The following is a 14,377-nucleotide window of genomic DNA, read 5'->3' on the forward strand; positions in this document are numbered from 1 at the left end:
TTTCAGGCGGAATAAGATCAACGACTAAATGCGGTTCTCGGGCGAGCTAGCAAGTCTTGTCCGTGGAAAAGCGATCTTGTGTCATTGGATTCAACGGGCTTGAAACCAGGTCTGTTATCTTGCATATACATATGGATATGCAGCTAGGGAGGTTAGCATGCGCCATCTCCGACATAACGAACCTAGCCCACCACGAGAAGCCAAGCTGTTTCGCAACAACAAGAGCCAGGCCGTACGCATCCCGGCTGACTTCGAACTTCCTGGCGATCGGGTGATGATCCACCGGGAAGGAGACCGGCTTATTATCGAGCCGGTGCGCCGCAAGAGCTTGCTTGACGTTTTGGCAAGTTTGGAGCCTCTCGGACCAGAGGATCAATTTCCCGATATAGATGATACTCTGCTGCCAGCGAAAGAAATCGAGCTTTGAGTAAGCTCTACATGCTGGATACCAACATCGTATCCGAGCTTGCCCGAAACCCACAGGGTATCGTTGCCAGGCGTATCGCCGATGTCGGGCCAGATGCAATTTGCGTCAGCATTATTACGGCCGCAGAATTGCGCTATGGCTGCGCTAAAAAGGGATCGCCGAAATTGCTGGCACAGATCGAGGCTATCCTGGGAAGCATACCGGTACTCGCGCTCGATGTTCCTGCCGATGCCGAATACGGAGCCATCAGGGCCGAGCTGGAAGTTGCCGGCAAACCCATCGGCCCAAACGACCTGTTGATTGCTGCCCATGCTCATGCGCTGGAGGCGGTCCTGGTAACAGCTAATATCGGCGAGTTTAAGCGCGTCCGCGATCTCCGTGTCGAAAACTGGCTGGATTGAGTGTCGGGCCGGCCGTTAATGACGGCGCGGCCCGAACATCGTTGCATCTATCTTCGTCAAGCCTGATGCGCAGCCTTGGCGACGACGACGGGGATTAACAGATCGCCCCAGTTGCCGTTGCCGCCATGGTGGCGCGCCGAGCGGACGAGCTCGACCGAAACGCCGGCCTCGACCGCATTCATCACGGCCTGGTTGAGGCGATGCAGCTCATTGGCCAGCATGCGGATGACCGCCTGCTGATCGGCATTCATGGTGAGAGATTGCTCCTCGGCCCTCTCGCGAACGCGTGCTATCGATGCCATGTCATTCTCCTCCTAAGATCCTGATATCACTCTGCTGCCGGTTTGAACTGGGCATGCTCCGTCGATCCATGCATGGCGGTGGTGGACGACTGGCCGCCTGTGATCGCCAGAGAAACGGCATCGAAATAGCCGGTGCCCACTTCGCGCTGATGCTTGGTGGCGGTATAGCCATTGGCCTCGGCTGCAAATTCCGCCTGCTGTAGCTCGGAATAGGCGGCCATCTGTCGAGCCTTGTAGCCGCGGGCGAGCTCGAACATGCCGAAATTCAGCTGGTGGAAGCCGGCAAGCGTGATGAACTGGAACTTGTAGCCCATGGCGCCTAGTTCGCGCTGGAACCTGGCGATCGTCGCGTCATCCAGGTTCTTCTTCCAGTTGAAGGACGGCGAGCAATTGTAAGCCAGCAGCTTGCCGGGATGAACCCTATGCACGCCTTCGGCAAATTTACGCGCCTGCTCCAGATCCGGCTTCGACGTCTCGCACCAGATGAGATCGCAATGCGGCGCATAGGCGACGGCGCGGGCGATGCAGGGTTCGATGCCGTTCCTGACCTGATAGAAGCCTTCGACCGTGCGGCCGGCGTCGTAATCGACGAAGGGCTGGTCGCGCTCATCGATGTCCGAGGTCAGAAGCTTGGCGGCCTCCGCGTCGGTACGCGCGACCACGAGGGTCGGCACGCCCATGACGTCGGCGGCAAGCCGTGCCGCGTTGAGATTGCGGATATGAGCCGCCGTCGGAATGAGGACCTTGCCGCCGAGATGGCCGCATTTCTTCTCCGACGCCAGCTGATCCTCGAAGTGGACGCCCGCAGCCCCCGCCTCGATATAGGCCTTCATGATCTCGAAGGCATTGAGGGGCCCACCGAAGCCCGCTTCGGCGTCGGCGACGATCGGTGCAAACCATGTGTCGACGGAGAGGCCCTTGCCTTCCGCGGTCTCGATCTGGTCGGCCCTTTGCAGGGTGCGGTTGATGCGCTTGGCCAACTCCGGGCCTGCATTCGCGGGGTAGAGCGATTGATCGGGGTACATGGCCGAGGCCGTATTGGCGTCGGCGGCAACCTGCCATCCTGAGAGATAGATCGCCTTCAGGCCGGCACGAACCATCTGCATGGCCTGATTGCCCGAGAGCGCACCGAGCGCATTGACGAAACCCTCCTCGTGGATGAGCTGCCAGAGGCGGTTCGCACCCATCTCGGCCAGTGAATGACGGATGCTGACCGATCCGCGCAGCCGCTCCACATCCGCGACCTTGTAGGGGCGCTCGATGCCGTCGAAACGCCCGGTGGGTGCGCTGGGAACCAGTTTGTAAAAATCTGTCATGCTATTCTCCCGATACTTCCTCTTGATCCTTCGATCGATCTCCGCTGCACGACTATCTTTACAATATCGATGCTGCAAGGGCGAGGAAAACTCGAAAATGCCTTTAGATAAAAGGGTTATGATGTGTTACTGTTGACATCAGTCTTCGGTAAAATTGTAAATCTTGTAAAATTTGCTGATGAGAGCTTTGTAAAAGGTATGACACATGGTTGAGCGCAAGATCTTTGCAGGTCCGAAGGTTCGGCGCATTCGCATGGGCCTCGGTCTGACACAGACGACGATGGCGCAGGCGCTCGATATCTCGCCATCCTATCTCAACCTCATCGAGCGCAACCAACGGCCGCTGACCGTGCAACTGCTATTGAAGCTGTCGGCGGTCTATAAGGTTGACCTCGACGAGCTGCAGGGCGGAGAGGCGGGCAGTGCAGGGCAATTGCGTGAAGTCTTTGCCGATCCACTGCTGTCAGGCGAGATCCCTGGGGATCAGGAGCTGATCGAGCTCGCCGAGGCCGCGCCGAATGCGGCAAACGGCATGATCCGGCTTTATCGCGCCTATCGCGAGCAGGCCGCAAGATTGTCCGATCTCGCCGAGCTTCTAGGCCGCGAGGGCCGGGCTGCCGAGGTCGCCGGACCGCGACTGCCGCTCGACGAGGTTCACGATCGCCTGCAGTCGCGTCCGAATTTCTTTGCCCGCATCGAAGATGCTGCGGAAGTCTTCCATGAACGCCTGTCGCCCGGCGATGACCTAGCGGGCGCATTGAAGGCATGGCTAAAGGCCGAGCATGGCATCGCGGTGCGCCTGCTGCCAGTGCATGCCATGCCTGGTTTGCGTCGTCGCTACGACCGGCATTCGATGCGGCTTTTCCTGTCGGAGCGTCTTTCGCCCTTCGATCAGATCCGGGAGATTGCGACTGAAGTCTCTCTTTTGGCCCTGCGTCAAGAGATCGCCGCCGAACTCGATGCTCTAGCGCTTTCGACACCTGAGGCCAATCGCATCGCCCGTTTCGAGCTGGCGCGCTACGCTTCCCATGCGCTTCTGATGCCGTATGGCGCCTATCTCTCGGCAGCACAGCGACTGCATTATGATATCGATGGTCTGAGTGCCCGTTTCGGCGTTTCTTACGAGCAGGCCGCCACGCGGCTGACCAGCCTGCAGCGCCCCGGCGCATCCGGCATTCCGTTTTTCCTGACTGAGATCGACAATGCCGGCCATCGTCTGCGCAAGGCTGGCGCCCAAGGCTTTCCACAGGCCCGTTTCGGCGGCGCCTGTCCGAAGCTCAATATCCATGCCGCTTTCACTCAGCCCGGACAAATATTGGTGGACGCCGCCCAAATGCCCGACGGCGCCGGCTTTCTGACCATATCGCGAACGATCGAGGGGCCGCGGGCCGATTTCGGCGAAAGGGTGCGCCGCACCGCACTTCTGATCGGCTGCGATATCGCCCATCGCGACGAGGTGGTCTATGGGAAGGTGCTGGGTAGCAATCAGGTCATGATCGGTCCTGTCTGCCGCCTATGCGAACGGCAGGGCTGTCTGGCGAGAGCCGAACCGCCGGTCACGCGCCCGCTTGGCCTCGATGAAATGGCGGCCGGTCTGAGTGTGTTCGATTTTCAGTGATTGCATTGATTATCACTGGTTAAAAGAAGGCCGGGCCGTCGAGCCCGGCTCCTGCTTTTTTGATGTTTCAGCCAAAATCAGGCATAAAGCCCGAACTGTGCATCATATAGCCGCGCATAAGCGCCGCGCCGGGCGAGCAGTTCGTCATGCGATCCCTCTTCGACAATGCCCTTGTCGCCCATAACGATGATGCGGTCGGCATTGCGGATGGTCGACAGTCGATGAGCGACGACCAGTGTCGTGCGTCCCTTCGCAAGCTCGAGCAGTGCCTGCTGGATGGCGTATTCGGTGGCTGTATCGAGCGCCGAGGTGGCCTCGTCAAGGATGAGGATCGGCGGGTCTTTCAAGAAGATGCGGGCGATCGCAAGGCGCTGTTTCTGTCCGCCCGAAAGCTTGACGCCGCGCTCGCCTGTCGGTGTATCGAGGCCGGCGGGCAGGGAGCGGACGAATTCCTCAAGCGAGGCGCGCCGCAGCGCCTTCATGATCTCCTCGTCGGTGGCGCCGAGCTTTCCATAGGCGATGTTCTCGCGAATGGTCGAGCCGAACAGGAAGACATCCTGCTGCACGATGCCGATCTGGCTGCGTAGCGAGGCCTGCGTCATATCGCGAATGTCGGTGTCGTCGATGGTAATGCTGCCAGCCGTCACATCGTAGAAGCGTGGCAGCAATGAGCAGAGCGTTGTCTTGCCGGTGCCGGAGGCGCCGACGAAGGCCACCGTCTCGCCCGATGCGATAGTCAGGTTCAGATCCTTGAAGATCGTCGCCTGATCGGAATAGCCGAAGGCGACGCCCTTGTAGGCGATATCGCCATTCAGGTGACCGATCGCGACAGCATTCGGCCGATCGGCAAGATCCGGTTCCGTGTCGATCAATGACAGGAAGCGTTTGAAGCCGGCAATACCCTTGGGATAGGTCTCGATGACCGATGTGATCTTGTCGATCGGCCGGAAGAACACGTTGATGAGTAGCAGGAAGCTAACGAAACCGCCATAGCTCAGTTCCCCCGATATGACGAACCAGGTTCCGGCCATCATGACAATCAGCTGCACCAGGCGCGTGCTGAAATAGCTGATCGCGATGCTCGCCGTCATATAGGCGTAGCCGTCGAGCTTGGTTGCCTTGTAATCTTCGTTGTCGCTGGCAAACAGCTGGCTCTCGTATCGTTCATTGGCGAAAGCCTTGACCACACGGATGCCACCGACTGTTTCCTGCATGCGCGTGTTGAAGTTGCCGACCTTGCCGAACAGGCTGCGCGAATTCAGCGTCATTTTCGAGCCGTAGCGGCTGACGAGCCACGTCATGAACGGCACGATGGTCGTCGTCAGCAGCGCGAGCTTCCAATGGACGCTGAACATCAGCAGGAAGGCCCCGACGAAGGTCATGATCGCGATGAACAGGTCCTCGGGGCCATGGTGGGCGATCTCGCCCACTTCCTCGAGATCCTTGGTGACGTGGGTAATCAGATGGCCGGTGCGGTTGTTGTCGAAATAGCGGAAGGAAAGCTTCTGGATATGATCGAAGGCCTGACGGCGCATGTCGGATTCGATCGAGATGCCGAGCGCATGGCCCCAATAGTTGACGATCGCCGAAAGGCCGGTCGCCACCATGTAGACGAGGAGGAGCAGCACCGCCGTCGTAAAGATCAGGCTCCAGTCGCGGCTTGGAAGCAGTTCATCGACAAAAAGCTTGACCGCCAACGGAAAACCAAGCTCCAGCAGGCCGGCAAGCACGGCGCAGCCGAAATCCAGGAAAAACAGCGTCTTGTAACGCGCGTAATAAGAAACGAAACGACGAAGCATGAATGCCCTCCATGGGCACTGAAGAGGATATGGGAGACAAGAACGGACTGAGCGGCAGCCCGAATTCGGCATCGCCGTTCAGCGTCAATTGATGCCGAAATTTCTCATCTGGCGATCCTCCTGCTTCGGTCGCGCGTTTGGTATAGCCGACGCATGCAGGCATGTCACCCCCATAAAGGAGGGGCGACGACCGTTGCAGATGGCCTGCCGTACCGAGGTAGAAAACGTCGCTTAGGACGAATAGCGGCTGCAGATAAATGCATGTAGGGTCATGAAGCCGCTGCAGGTTTCGATGGCACCGTCATGTCGTCAGAGCCCATGAAGCAGCCCGGAACGTCTGATCACATCGATACGCCTCGGCGCACCGGTACGCCCTCCGAAGAATTCGCATTTGATCGCCGCGGCGATGGAGGAGAAGCGGATGGCATCTTCGGCCGCCATGCCCTCGGCAATCGCAAGAGCGAAGGCGCCGTGGAAGATATCTCCGGCGGCAAGCGTATCGACGGCCTTGATGGATATGGTCGGGCAGTGCTCGACCTTGCCGGTATCATCATTGAACCAGTGGCTGCCGGCTGCACCCGCCGTCACGCAGATAAAGGCATGGTCGAACTGCTGTTTAAGACGCCGCGCCATCTCGGGCACATCGTTTGTTCCCGCGATACGCTGTGCGGCCGGCTCCGAAAAGATGATGTGGGTCGCTTCCGGCGCCAGCTCCTCGATGACGCCGTCAGGAGCCACGTCGCCGTCAAGAATGGCCGGCCTGCCCATGGCTCTGGCAGCTTTGAGCACCTGCAGTGCCAGCGCCGGCCAGCGAACGTCCACCAGCACAGCATCGAAGGCGGCGATCTCGTCGGCCGAGAATGCCCTGACGGTGTGGTGCAGCTTCGGATCGTAGAAGGGAACGATCAGTCTTTCGCCATCGTCATCCACCAGGATCGTCGAGACGGCAGAGCGTGCGCCCTCTACCCGCGACATGCCGCCGACATCGATGCCGGCGGCATCCAGATCGCGGATAATGCGCTCGCCGGTATCGTCGTCGCCGACGGCACCCCACAGGCTTGCCTTGCCGTCGAGCCGTATGACGGCATAGGCAGCGCTGGAGGCCATGCCTTCCGCAATCTGCAGCATGTCGTAAGGCAAAACCTTTCCCTGACCCTGCGGAAGGGTGCGGACGCGAAAGAGCGTATCGAGAACCGCCGCGCCGACGCATAGAACATGCCTTGGCCGGCCGGCCGGTGGATCGAAGATCGATGGAGCGCTCAAAGCCGCTTTCCGCTCGCCTTGTCGAACAGATGGATGCTGGCCGGGTCGATCGCGATTCCGATCGTGTCGCCGAAGCGGATGTTCAGCCGCTCGCGGAACAGGCAGGAGATTTCCTCGCCGCCGCAATCGAGCCTGGCATAGATCTCGGAACCTGTGCCTTCGACGATGCCGACCCGGGCCGATAAGTCACCGGTCGCCGCGCGGATGTGTTCGGGCCGGATGCCGTAGACGAGCGGACGTCCACCGTGCTCAGCAATGGGAAAGCCTTCCGGCAAGGGCAGGATCAGGCCCTTGTCGCTGCGGAAGACGCCTTCCTCGATCCTGCCGTCGATGAAGTTCATCGAGGGGGAGCCGATGAAGCCGGCGACGAACAGATTGGCTGGTCGGTCATAGAGATCGAGCGGCGCGCCGACCTGCTCGATAAGGCCACCATGCAGCACGACAATCTTGTCGGCCATGGTCATCGCCTCGACCTGGTCATGCGTCACGTAGATCGTCGTCGTGCCGATGCGCTGATGCATGGATTTGATCTCGCCGCGCATCTGGACGCGCAGCTTTGCATCGAGATTGGAGAGCGGTTCGTCGAATAGAAAGACCTGAGGATCGCGGACCAGTGCACGGCCCATGGCGACGCGCTGGCGCTGGCCGCCGGAAAGCTGGCGAGGCAAGCGATCCAGCAGATTTTCGAGGCCGAGGATGGCGGCCGCCTTCTGTACCTTGGCGGCGATTTCGGAAGCCTCTGCCTTTTTCAGCTTTAGCGCAAAGCCCATGTTTTCGGCGACCGACATATGCGGATAGAGCGCGTAGTTCTGGAAGACCATTGCGATATCGCGGTCGCGCGCCGGCAGATGGCTGACTTCGCGCCGACCGATGTGGATCTCGCCGCCGCTCACCTCTTCGAGCCCGGCGATCATGCGCAGCAGCGTGGACTTGCCGCAGCCTGAAGGGCCGACGAGGACGACGAATTCGCCATCGGCGATATCGACGCTGATGTCATGAATGACCTTTACCTGGCCGTAGCGCTTCTGGATGCCCTGTATATTGACGGGTGCCATGAATGTGATCCTATCCAAAAGATAAAGGCTGCGTCACTTGACGGCGCCGGCCGTCAGACCGGCGATGATCTGTCGTTGTGCGAACATTGTCAGCACGAGAACCGGTAGCGTCACGATCAAGGCAGCCGCTGCAAGCGGCCCCCAGCTCACCTGTTCGAAGGAGAGCATGTTATAGACGGCCACCGGCAACGTGCGGGTCTCGCGGCTCGCAAGCACGATGCCGAAGACGAAATTGTTCCATGAAAAGATCACCGAGAGAATGAAGGCGACGACGATGCCGGGCCGGGCGATCGGCAGGGCGACGAGCCGGAAGACCTGCCACGGTGTCGCGCCGTCGATGCTAGCGGCCTCCTCTAGTTCCATCGGGGTCGTTTCGAAATAGCCGATCATGATCCAGACGACGATCGGCACGGTGACGACGAGATGGATGATGATCTGCGGCCAGAGCGTTCCCAGCAGATTGAGCCATTGGAACAGCAGGAACAGCGGGATGAGGAAGGATAGGCCGGGCGTCATGCGGGCGATCATGATGACGACGGCAGATTTCTCAGCCTTCAACCGCGCGATACCATAGCCAGCCGGCACGCCGATGATGAGAGCGAGCAGGGTCGCTGCGCCAGTCACAAGAATGGAGTTCCAGAAATAGAGAAAGAAGTTATTTTCCTGGAAGACATTGACGTAGTTCGTCCAGGCGAAACGATCCGGAATAAGAATCGGCGGATAGGCGCCGTTGTCGATCTCGTATTTCAGGGACAGCGAGATCATCCAGAGGAAGAACAGAATAACGGGCGAGACGATGACCAGGGCCACGAAGAATAGGCCGATACGGTTGAGTGTCGAACGCTTCATCTCAATGTCCCTCCGCGTCGGTCCATTTCGTCCGCTGCCGCATCATCAGGAGGATAAAGGAAAGCGCGACGATGAGGATGAAGAACATCACAGCCATGGCCGAGCCATAGCCGATGTCGTAATAGGAAAAGGCAGTGTTGTAGAGGTAGATGTTGATTGTTTCGGATGCCGTTCCCGGACCACCCTGCGTCATCGCATAGATGATGTCGAAGCTCTTGATCGCGTCGATACCGCGGATGATGACGGCGATCATCAGGAAAGGCGAAATCATCGGCAGTGTCAGATAGCGGAACTTCTGCCAGGCATTCGCACCGTCGATTTCGGCGCTTTCATAGGGTTCGCGCGGCACCGAGGCAAGACCGCCGAGCACGATCAGCATGACCAGCGGCGTCCATTGCCATACCTCAACGAGGACAAGCGAGGGGATGACGCTCGCTTGATTGTAGATCCACTCCTGCGGTCCGATACCCACAAGCGAGAGCAGGTAATTGAGGACGCCGAGCTGCGGGTGAAACATCATGGTCCAAACGAGCGCCACCGCGACGGGAGTTGCCATCATCGGCATGACGAAGATGCCGCGCAGGAATCCGCGCAGAGGAAAGTTTGCATCGAAGATCAGTGCCGCCAGCGTTCCGAAGATCAAGGGGCCGACGACGGAGAGCACGGTATAGAGAACCGTGTGCCAAAGGGATTCCCAAAATCGCACGTCGGTCGCCAGCCGGACATAGTTGTCCCAGCCGACGAAACTCTGCGATTGACCGAGCGTCCACTTGTTCACGCTCATCCAGAGGGTGAAGACCCAGGGGAAGACGATGACAGCGGCAATGACGATCAATGCAGGAATGACAAAGGGCCAGTAGTTGGTAGCAAGCCGTTGCGGCTTGCTCCTTCCTTTGGTTGCCTTCGCGGCGGTATCTTCAATGCTCACGGAAGCCATCATCCCTCGCTTCGTGCCAGAACCGGCTCGAACTGGGCGGTTGCCGTTTTCAGCTCGGCTGCCGGATCGGCGCCGCCGATCATGTTCGTCAGCGCGACGCCATAGATGTCGCGGAACTCCGTGACGGGGATGATCACGGGCAGGGCAAGCTGCGAGACCTTGGCGGAGCCGGCGACGGCATCCAGCCAGGCGCCTGGCATCTTCACACCCTCGCGCACCTTCTGGTCTTCCAGAATGGACTGACGGAAGGGGACGCCGGCACCGGCTTGCAGCAGGCGCGCGCCCATGTCGTGCGAGATCGCCCATTGGCAGAAGAGATAGGCGGCTTCCTTTTTCTGGCTGGCGGCGGTGACGCCGATGCCGTCACCGAATGTTGCGGCAGCCTGCGCATTCGGTCCCTTCGGCATGACGCCGTAGCCGACCTGGCCGACGACCCGGGACTTTTCCGGATTTTCGATCGGCGGTGCGAAGCCGACGCCGTCGAGCCACATGCCGATCTTGCCCTGCAGGAAGGCCGATTGCGCTTCCGCCCAGTTGAAGCCGGAAACGCCGGGGGGTGCGGTTTTCGTCATCAGGCGCTGATAGAGCTTCGCGGCATCCACAGCCCCTTGCGATTGCGTCTGCAGCTTGCCGTCGGCCGAAAGCGGCGTTGTACCCTCGCCGAGCATGAAAGCCGTCCAGACCGGCGTGTTGGCATTCTTCAGACCGCGGGCGACGAAACCGTAAGTATTGGTCGATTTGTCGGTCAGTGCCTCCGCGGCCTTGACCATGTCCTCGAAGGTTTCCGGATAGGCGAGGCCTTTCTTTTCGAACAGGGTCTTGTTCCAATAGACGATCCAGTAATCGACCGAGAACGGCAGCGAGCGCATCGCGCCACTGGCATCCTTGGCGAACTTCAGGCCTGCTTCCGCGAAATCGCCCTCCGTCAGCGACGGGTCGGTGAGCGAAGGGTCCTTCATGAAGCCGCTGATATCGGCGAGCCAGCCGCCCTTTTCGAACTGGCGCTTCTGAACGTGATAGCTCAGATGCACGACGTCGAAGCTCGGCTTGCCGGAGCTGAGCTCGATCGTGGTCTTCTGGCGCTGCTGCTGCTCGGGCGTCGCTTCCGCGTTGACCTTGATGCCGGTCAGCGCCTCGAACTCGCTCAGATATTTGAGGATCGTTTCGCTGCGCGGACTCTTGACGAGATTGACTTCGAGCGTCGTGCCGGAAAACCGCTTCCAGTCGACGGCTGCCGAGGCGGTGCGGACGCCCAGAAGGCTTGCCGCGCCGAGTGCAGCCGTGCCGGCCATGAAGCCGCGACGTGTCGGATTGAAAAGTGACGATGACATGCTGTTCCTCCTCCTTTAGCCGAAAATCTCCTCATTCGCGGCCCGTTATTCAAAGCTGTTTTACATCTTCAATGCGCGATCTCGCGCTCCACCAATATGGGCGACCAGCGCGGTAACCGCCTCTTCGACGGATCGCCGCTCGATGGCCTCAAGCACTTTCAGATGCTCTTCCATGACCGGCCCGACATGGCCGTTGATGCGGAACCTGTCCTGGCTGATCAGTCGCATCTTGATCGAATTGACACGATAGGCGTTCGAGATGATCGTGTTGCCGAGCGCATCGATGAAGGCATCATGCATGCCCCAGTCCACCGATTGCGCGCGAAGCTCCAGCTCCGGGGAATTGTCGCCGGAGCGGATGGCATCGGCGATATCGCGATGATCCTTCAGAAGCTTGGCAATCGTCTCGTCCGATGCTGAATGGGTAAACAGCGCAACGGCTTCCTTCTCCAGAAAAAGACGAAGCTGAAAAGCTTCGCGGATCAGGTCCAGATCGATATGGGCGATCTGCAATCCGCGCTGCGGGACCGTCTTGATCAAGCCTTCCGCTTCCAGACGCGGGATCAATTCGCGGATCGCGCCGAGCGTCAGTCCCGTCAGCTCGACCAGCCGCCGCTGCGAGATGAATTGCCCGGGACGAACGTCGCGCGCCAAGAGATGGCGCGTGAAGCTCTCATAGGCTTTCTCTCTCAACGTCGTCTGTTCGCCTGGTCCGTCCATCGGCAGCTCCGGATTGTTCGGTTAGGCTGCCTTGGCGCAAAACAAGGCGCCGAAGGCAGCAAAGAGCGTGTCGGAATCTTGGCTGTTCAATGTCACGAGCGGCGGCCGCACGGCAAGCCAGCTATCGTCCTCCGCCAACCGGGCGAGAATAGCCTTGATCGAAGGGATGACCGGATAGTTCAGCAGCTGTTCGACGAAACGCTCGACATTGGCGTCGTCGATGCCTTTTTCCGCCATGGCCTGCACTTCGCGAGGAAGAAGATTTGCCATGCCGGAGATTGCTCCCTGACCGCCGAGCCGAACGCCGCGGGCAAGATGCCGCTCATCGCCGATCAGAATGATGAGATCGCCATGCGTCTTCAGCAGTTCCTCGGTATAGGGCCAGTCACCGGAGGAGTCCTTGACGCCGACAACGACGTCCGGAAATGCCGTGCGCAGGCGGTCAACGAGGGAAATGGAGAGCGGCACCATCGTTACCGACGGAATATTATAGACGATCACGTCGCGGGCATGCGTGCCTAGCATGGTGAAAACGGCCGCGAACCATTTGAAGAGGCCATCGTCGCTGACGTTCTTGAAGTAGGAGGGTGGGGCAAGGAGAATGTTGCGGACACCCTGTGCCAACACTTGTCCAGCCTGTGCTGCCGCATCTTCTGCGGCATCGACGAGCACGCCCATGACGATCTGCTTCGGCGCAATGCCGGCGGCGAGCATGGCGGCCAAAACCTGCTGGCGCTCCTGCATGCCGATCGAAGCGCCTTCGCCCGTGGTGCCGAACAGGGTGACGCTTTTGCAGCCATTGGCAAGGCAATGTTTCGCCTGCTCGATCACGCCCGGGATTGCAATCTCGCCATCCGCGTCGAAAGGTGTTGCCAGCGCGGCCGACAGGCCAAAATTCTCACTCATCCGATCCTCCCGATCTTATGGGATCAGTGTGTAGCATGCTGACATGTTAGTTGTAAAGCGAAGTTCATATCAGTCGCCTATATGTGACTACACTGACGTCGAATTGGCAGCGGTAGCAGTTGATGGAATTTTATGGAGCCTCGGCCCCGGCCGCTGTCAGCGCCTTACAGGCACGTAATCGAGCCCGCCATCGATTTGTGAAGGCCGGCCATCGAGAAAAAGCTCGCCGATGCGCGGCGCGGAGCGGGCAATGACCTTGCCGCGCCTAATGACGGCGAGACGATTGGGTTTCAGGCGCAGTGCTTCCAGAGTGTCGACAGCCTGCAGCACGACGAAATCGGCATTGCAGCCCTTTTCCAGGCCATAGCCTTCAAGGCCGAGCGTCTTGGCGGAGTTGACGGTGAGTGCGTCGAAGATCTTCTTCTTGTCTTCGATGCCGGCCATTTGCGCGACGTGGATCGCCATGTGGCCGACCTCAAGCATGTCGCCGGAGCCCATCGAATACCAGGGGTCCATCACGCAATCATGGCCGAAGGAGACGTTAAGCCCGGCATCCATCAGTTCGCGCACGCGCGTCATGCCGCGGCGCTTCGGATACGTGTCGTGCCGGCCTTGCAGCATGATGTTGATGAGCGGGTTAGGGATAACATTGATCTTCGCCTCTGCCATCAGCGGGATGAGCTTGGAGACGTAGTAATTGTCCATCGAATGCATCGAGGTCAGGTGCGAGCCGGCAACGCGGCCCTGCAGCCCAAAGCGGACCGTCTCTGCCGCCAGCGTTTCGATGTGACGCGACATCGGGTCGTCGGTTTCGTCGCAATGCATGTCGACGGGAAGACCGCGATCGGCGGCGATCCTGCAGAGCGCCTCGACCGAGGCTCTGCCCTCATCCATCGTGCGCTCGAAATGCGGAATGCCGCCAACGATATCGACGCCCATGTCGAGCGCGCGCGAGAGGGAAGCGACGCCGTCCTTGGCCCGATAGTATCCATCCTGTGGGAAAGCGACGAGCTGCAGATCGATATAAGGCTTGACCTTGTCCTTCACCTCCAGAAGCGCCTCGGCCGTCACCAGCTTGGGATCGGAGGTGTCCACATGGCTGCGGATGAACAGCAGTCCTTGCGTGACGGCGAGATCGCAGTAGCGCAGCGCACGCTCGACAAGCTCCTCCTTCGTCACGATCGGGCGCAGCTCGCCCCAAAGCGCGATACCCTCCAACAGCGTGCCGGATATATTCATGCGCGGCAGGCCGAGCGAAAGCGTGGCATCCATATGGAAATGCGGGTCGACGAAGGGCGGGCTCACCAGCCGGTCGGTCGCATCGATCTCTTCCTTCGCCTCCGCCGCGATTGAGGCGTCGGTTGCTGCGATTTTGCCATCCTTGACGGCGATATCGATGCCTGTGCGGCCATCTGGCAGATTGGCATTGCGAATGATCAGATCGAACATGAAC

General features: G+C 59.6%; 14 protein-coding genes. 3 read left to right on the forward strand and 11 right to left on the reverse strand.

Going from position 1 to position 14,377, the window contains the following annotated elements; genetic code table 11:
- Positions 1–157: 157 nt before the first annotated feature.
- Positions 158–427, forward strand: coding sequence for an antitoxin (locus tag I8E17_RS22205; RefSeq protein WP_069614531.1), 270 nt, complete (start codon positions 158–160; stop codon positions 425–427).
- Positions 424–828 (forward strand): type II toxin-antitoxin system VapC family toxin, encoded by a 405-nt coding sequence (locus I8E17_RS22210; protein ID WP_069614530.1) that lies wholly within the window; start codon positions 424–426, stop codon positions 826–828. The genes I8E17_RS22205 and I8E17_RS22210 overlap by 4 nt, the downstream gene beginning before the upstream one ends.
- A gap of 56 nt (positions 829–884) precedes the next feature.
- Here the strand turns inward: I8E17_RS22210 and I8E17_RS22215 are convergent, their stop codons facing one another.
- Both I8E17_RS22215 and aceA read right to left on the reverse strand, forming a co-directional pair.
- On the reverse strand, positions 885–1,130 hold the full coding sequence (locus I8E17_RS22215) for a hypothetical protein (protein ID WP_069614529.1): 246 nt from the start codon (positions 1,128–1,130) through the stop codon (positions 885–887).
- A gap of 26 nt (positions 1,131–1,156) precedes the next feature.
- Complete coding sequence (gene aceA / locus I8E17_RS22220; protein ID WP_069614528.1) at positions 1,157–2,446, reverse strand: isocitrate lyase; 1,290 nt, start codon at positions 2,444–2,446, stop codon at positions 1,157–1,159.
- A 205-nt stretch (positions 2,447–2,651) separates the two neighbouring features.
- On the opposite strand from aceA, the gene I8E17_RS22225 reads away from it, so the two are divergent.
- The gene (locus I8E17_RS22225; protein WP_069614527.1) at positions 2,652–4,064 is read left to right on the forward strand and encodes an XRE family transcriptional regulator; all 1,413 of its coding nucleotides are present in this window, start codon (positions 2,652–2,654) and stop codon (positions 4,062–4,064) included.
- Between the two features lie 77 nt (positions 4,065–4,141).
- Here I8E17_RS22225 and I8E17_RS22230 read toward each other — a convergent pair whose 3' ends face one another.
- The 9 genes from I8E17_RS22230 to I8E17_RS22270 all read right to left on the reverse strand — a co-directional run bounded on the left by I8E17_RS22230 (position 4,142) and on the right by I8E17_RS22270 (position 14,373).
- Complete coding sequence (locus I8E17_RS22230) at positions 4,142–5,863, reverse strand: ABC transporter ATP-binding protein (protein WP_069614526.1); 1,722 nt, start codon at positions 5,861–5,863, stop codon at positions 4,142–4,144.
- Positions 5,864–6,172: 309 nt separating this feature from the next.
- Positions 6,173–7,126 (reverse strand): sugar kinase, encoded by a 954-nt coding sequence (locus I8E17_RS22235; protein WP_069614525.1) that lies wholly within the window; start codon positions 7,124–7,126, stop codon positions 6,173–6,175.
- A complete protein-coding gene (gene ugpC / locus I8E17_RS22240; RefSeq protein ID WP_069614524.1) occupies positions 7,123–8,181 on the reverse strand; it encodes a sn-glycerol-3-phosphate ABC transporter ATP-binding protein UgpC in 1,059 nt (352 codons plus the stop codon). Before ugpC ends, I8E17_RS22235 begins: the two co-directional genes overlap by 4 nt.
- A 33-nt stretch (positions 8,182–8,214) precedes the next feature.
- Entirely contained in the window at positions 8,215–9,030 is an 816-nt protein-coding gene (locus I8E17_RS22245) for a carbohydrate ABC transporter permease (RefSeq protein WP_069614523.1), read from the reverse strand.
- 1 nt (position 9,031) lies between these two features.
- A complete protein-coding gene (locus I8E17_RS22250; protein ID WP_069614738.1) occupies positions 9,032–9,967 on the reverse strand; it encodes a sugar ABC transporter permease in 936 nt (311 codons plus the stop codon).
- Complete coding sequence (locus tag I8E17_RS22255; protein WP_069614522.1) at positions 9,967–11,298, reverse strand: sugar ABC transporter substrate-binding protein; 1,332 nt, start codon at positions 11,296–11,298, stop codon at positions 9,967–9,969. Before I8E17_RS22255 ends, I8E17_RS22250 begins: the two co-directional genes overlap by 1 nt.
- Positions 11,299–11,358: 60 nt before the next feature.
- Positions 11,359–12,018, reverse strand: coding sequence for a GntR family transcriptional regulator (locus tag I8E17_RS22260; protein ID WP_069614521.1), 660 nt, complete (start codon positions 12,016–12,018; stop codon positions 11,359–11,361).
- Positions 12,019–12,039: 21 nt separating this feature from the next.
- Positions 12,040–12,924: a dihydrodipicolinate synthase family protein gene (locus I8E17_RS22265; RefSeq protein WP_069614520.1), complete on the reverse strand. Its 885-nt coding sequence runs from the start codon at positions 12,922–12,924 to the stop codon at positions 12,040–12,042.
- Between the two features lie 156 nt (positions 12,925–13,080).
- Positions 13,081–14,373 carry an amidohydrolase family protein gene (locus tag I8E17_RS22270; RefSeq protein WP_069614519.1) on the reverse strand — a complete coding sequence of 431 codons (1,293 nt, stop codon included), beginning with the start codon at positions 14,371–14,373 and terminating at the stop codon, positions 13,081–13,083.
- Between the last annotated feature and the right edge of the window lie 4 nt (positions 14,374–14,377).

This window comes from Rhizobium sp. AB2/73, assembly GCF_020871915.1.
Taxonomy (GTDB): domain Bacteria; phylum Pseudomonadota; class Alphaproteobacteria; order Rhizobiales; family Rhizobiaceae; genus Rhizobium; species Rhizobium dioscoreae.

Excerpts from the sequence above, each read along its gene's own strand:
- I8E17_RS22265 (WP_069614520.1), bottom strand. The coding sequence starts at position 12,924 with ATGAGTGAGAATTTTGGCCTGTCGGCCGCGCTGGCAACACCTTTCGAC.
- I8E17_RS22205 (WP_069614531.1), top strand. The coding sequence starts at position 158 with ATGCGCCATCTCCGACATAACGAACCTAGCCCACCACGAGAAGCCAAG.
- I8E17_RS22225 (WP_069614527.1), top strand. The coding sequence starts at position 2,652 with ATGGTTGAGCGCAAGATCTTTGCAGGTCCGAAGGTTCGGCGCATTCGC.
- ugpC (WP_069614524.1), bottom strand. The coding sequence starts at position 8,181 with ATGGCACCCGTCAATATACAGGGCATCCAGAAGCGCTACGGCCAGGTA.
- I8E17_RS22245 (WP_069614523.1), bottom strand. The coding sequence starts at position 9,030 with ATGAAGCGTTCGACACTCAACCGTATCGGCCTATTCTTCGTGGCCCTG.
- I8E17_RS22230 (WP_069614526.1), bottom strand. The coding sequence starts at position 5,863 with ATGCTTCGTCGTTTCGTTTCTTATTACGCGCGTTACAAGACGCTGTTT.
- I8E17_RS22260 (WP_069614521.1), bottom strand. The coding sequence starts at position 12,018 with ATGGACGGACCAGGCGAACAGACGACGTTGAGAGAGAAAGCCTATGAG.
- I8E17_RS22270 (WP_069614519.1), bottom strand. The coding sequence starts at position 14,373 with ATGTTCGATCTGATCATTCGCAATGCCAATCTGCCAGATGGCCGCACA.
- I8E17_RS22255 (WP_069614522.1), bottom strand. The coding sequence starts at position 11,298 with ATGTCATCGTCACTTTTCAATCCGACACGTCGCGGCTTCATGGCCGGC.
- I8E17_RS22250 (WP_069614738.1), bottom strand. The coding sequence starts at position 9,967 with ATGGCTTCCGTGAGCATTGAAGATACCGCCGCGAAGGCAACCAAAGGA.
- aceA (WP_069614528.1), bottom strand. The coding sequence starts at position 2,446 with ATGACAGATTTTTACAAACTGGTTCCCAGCGCACCCACCGGGCGTTTC.
- I8E17_RS22215 (WP_069614529.1), bottom strand. The coding sequence starts at position 1,130 with ATGGCATCGATAGCACGCGTTCGCGAGAGGGCCGAGGAGCAATCTCTC.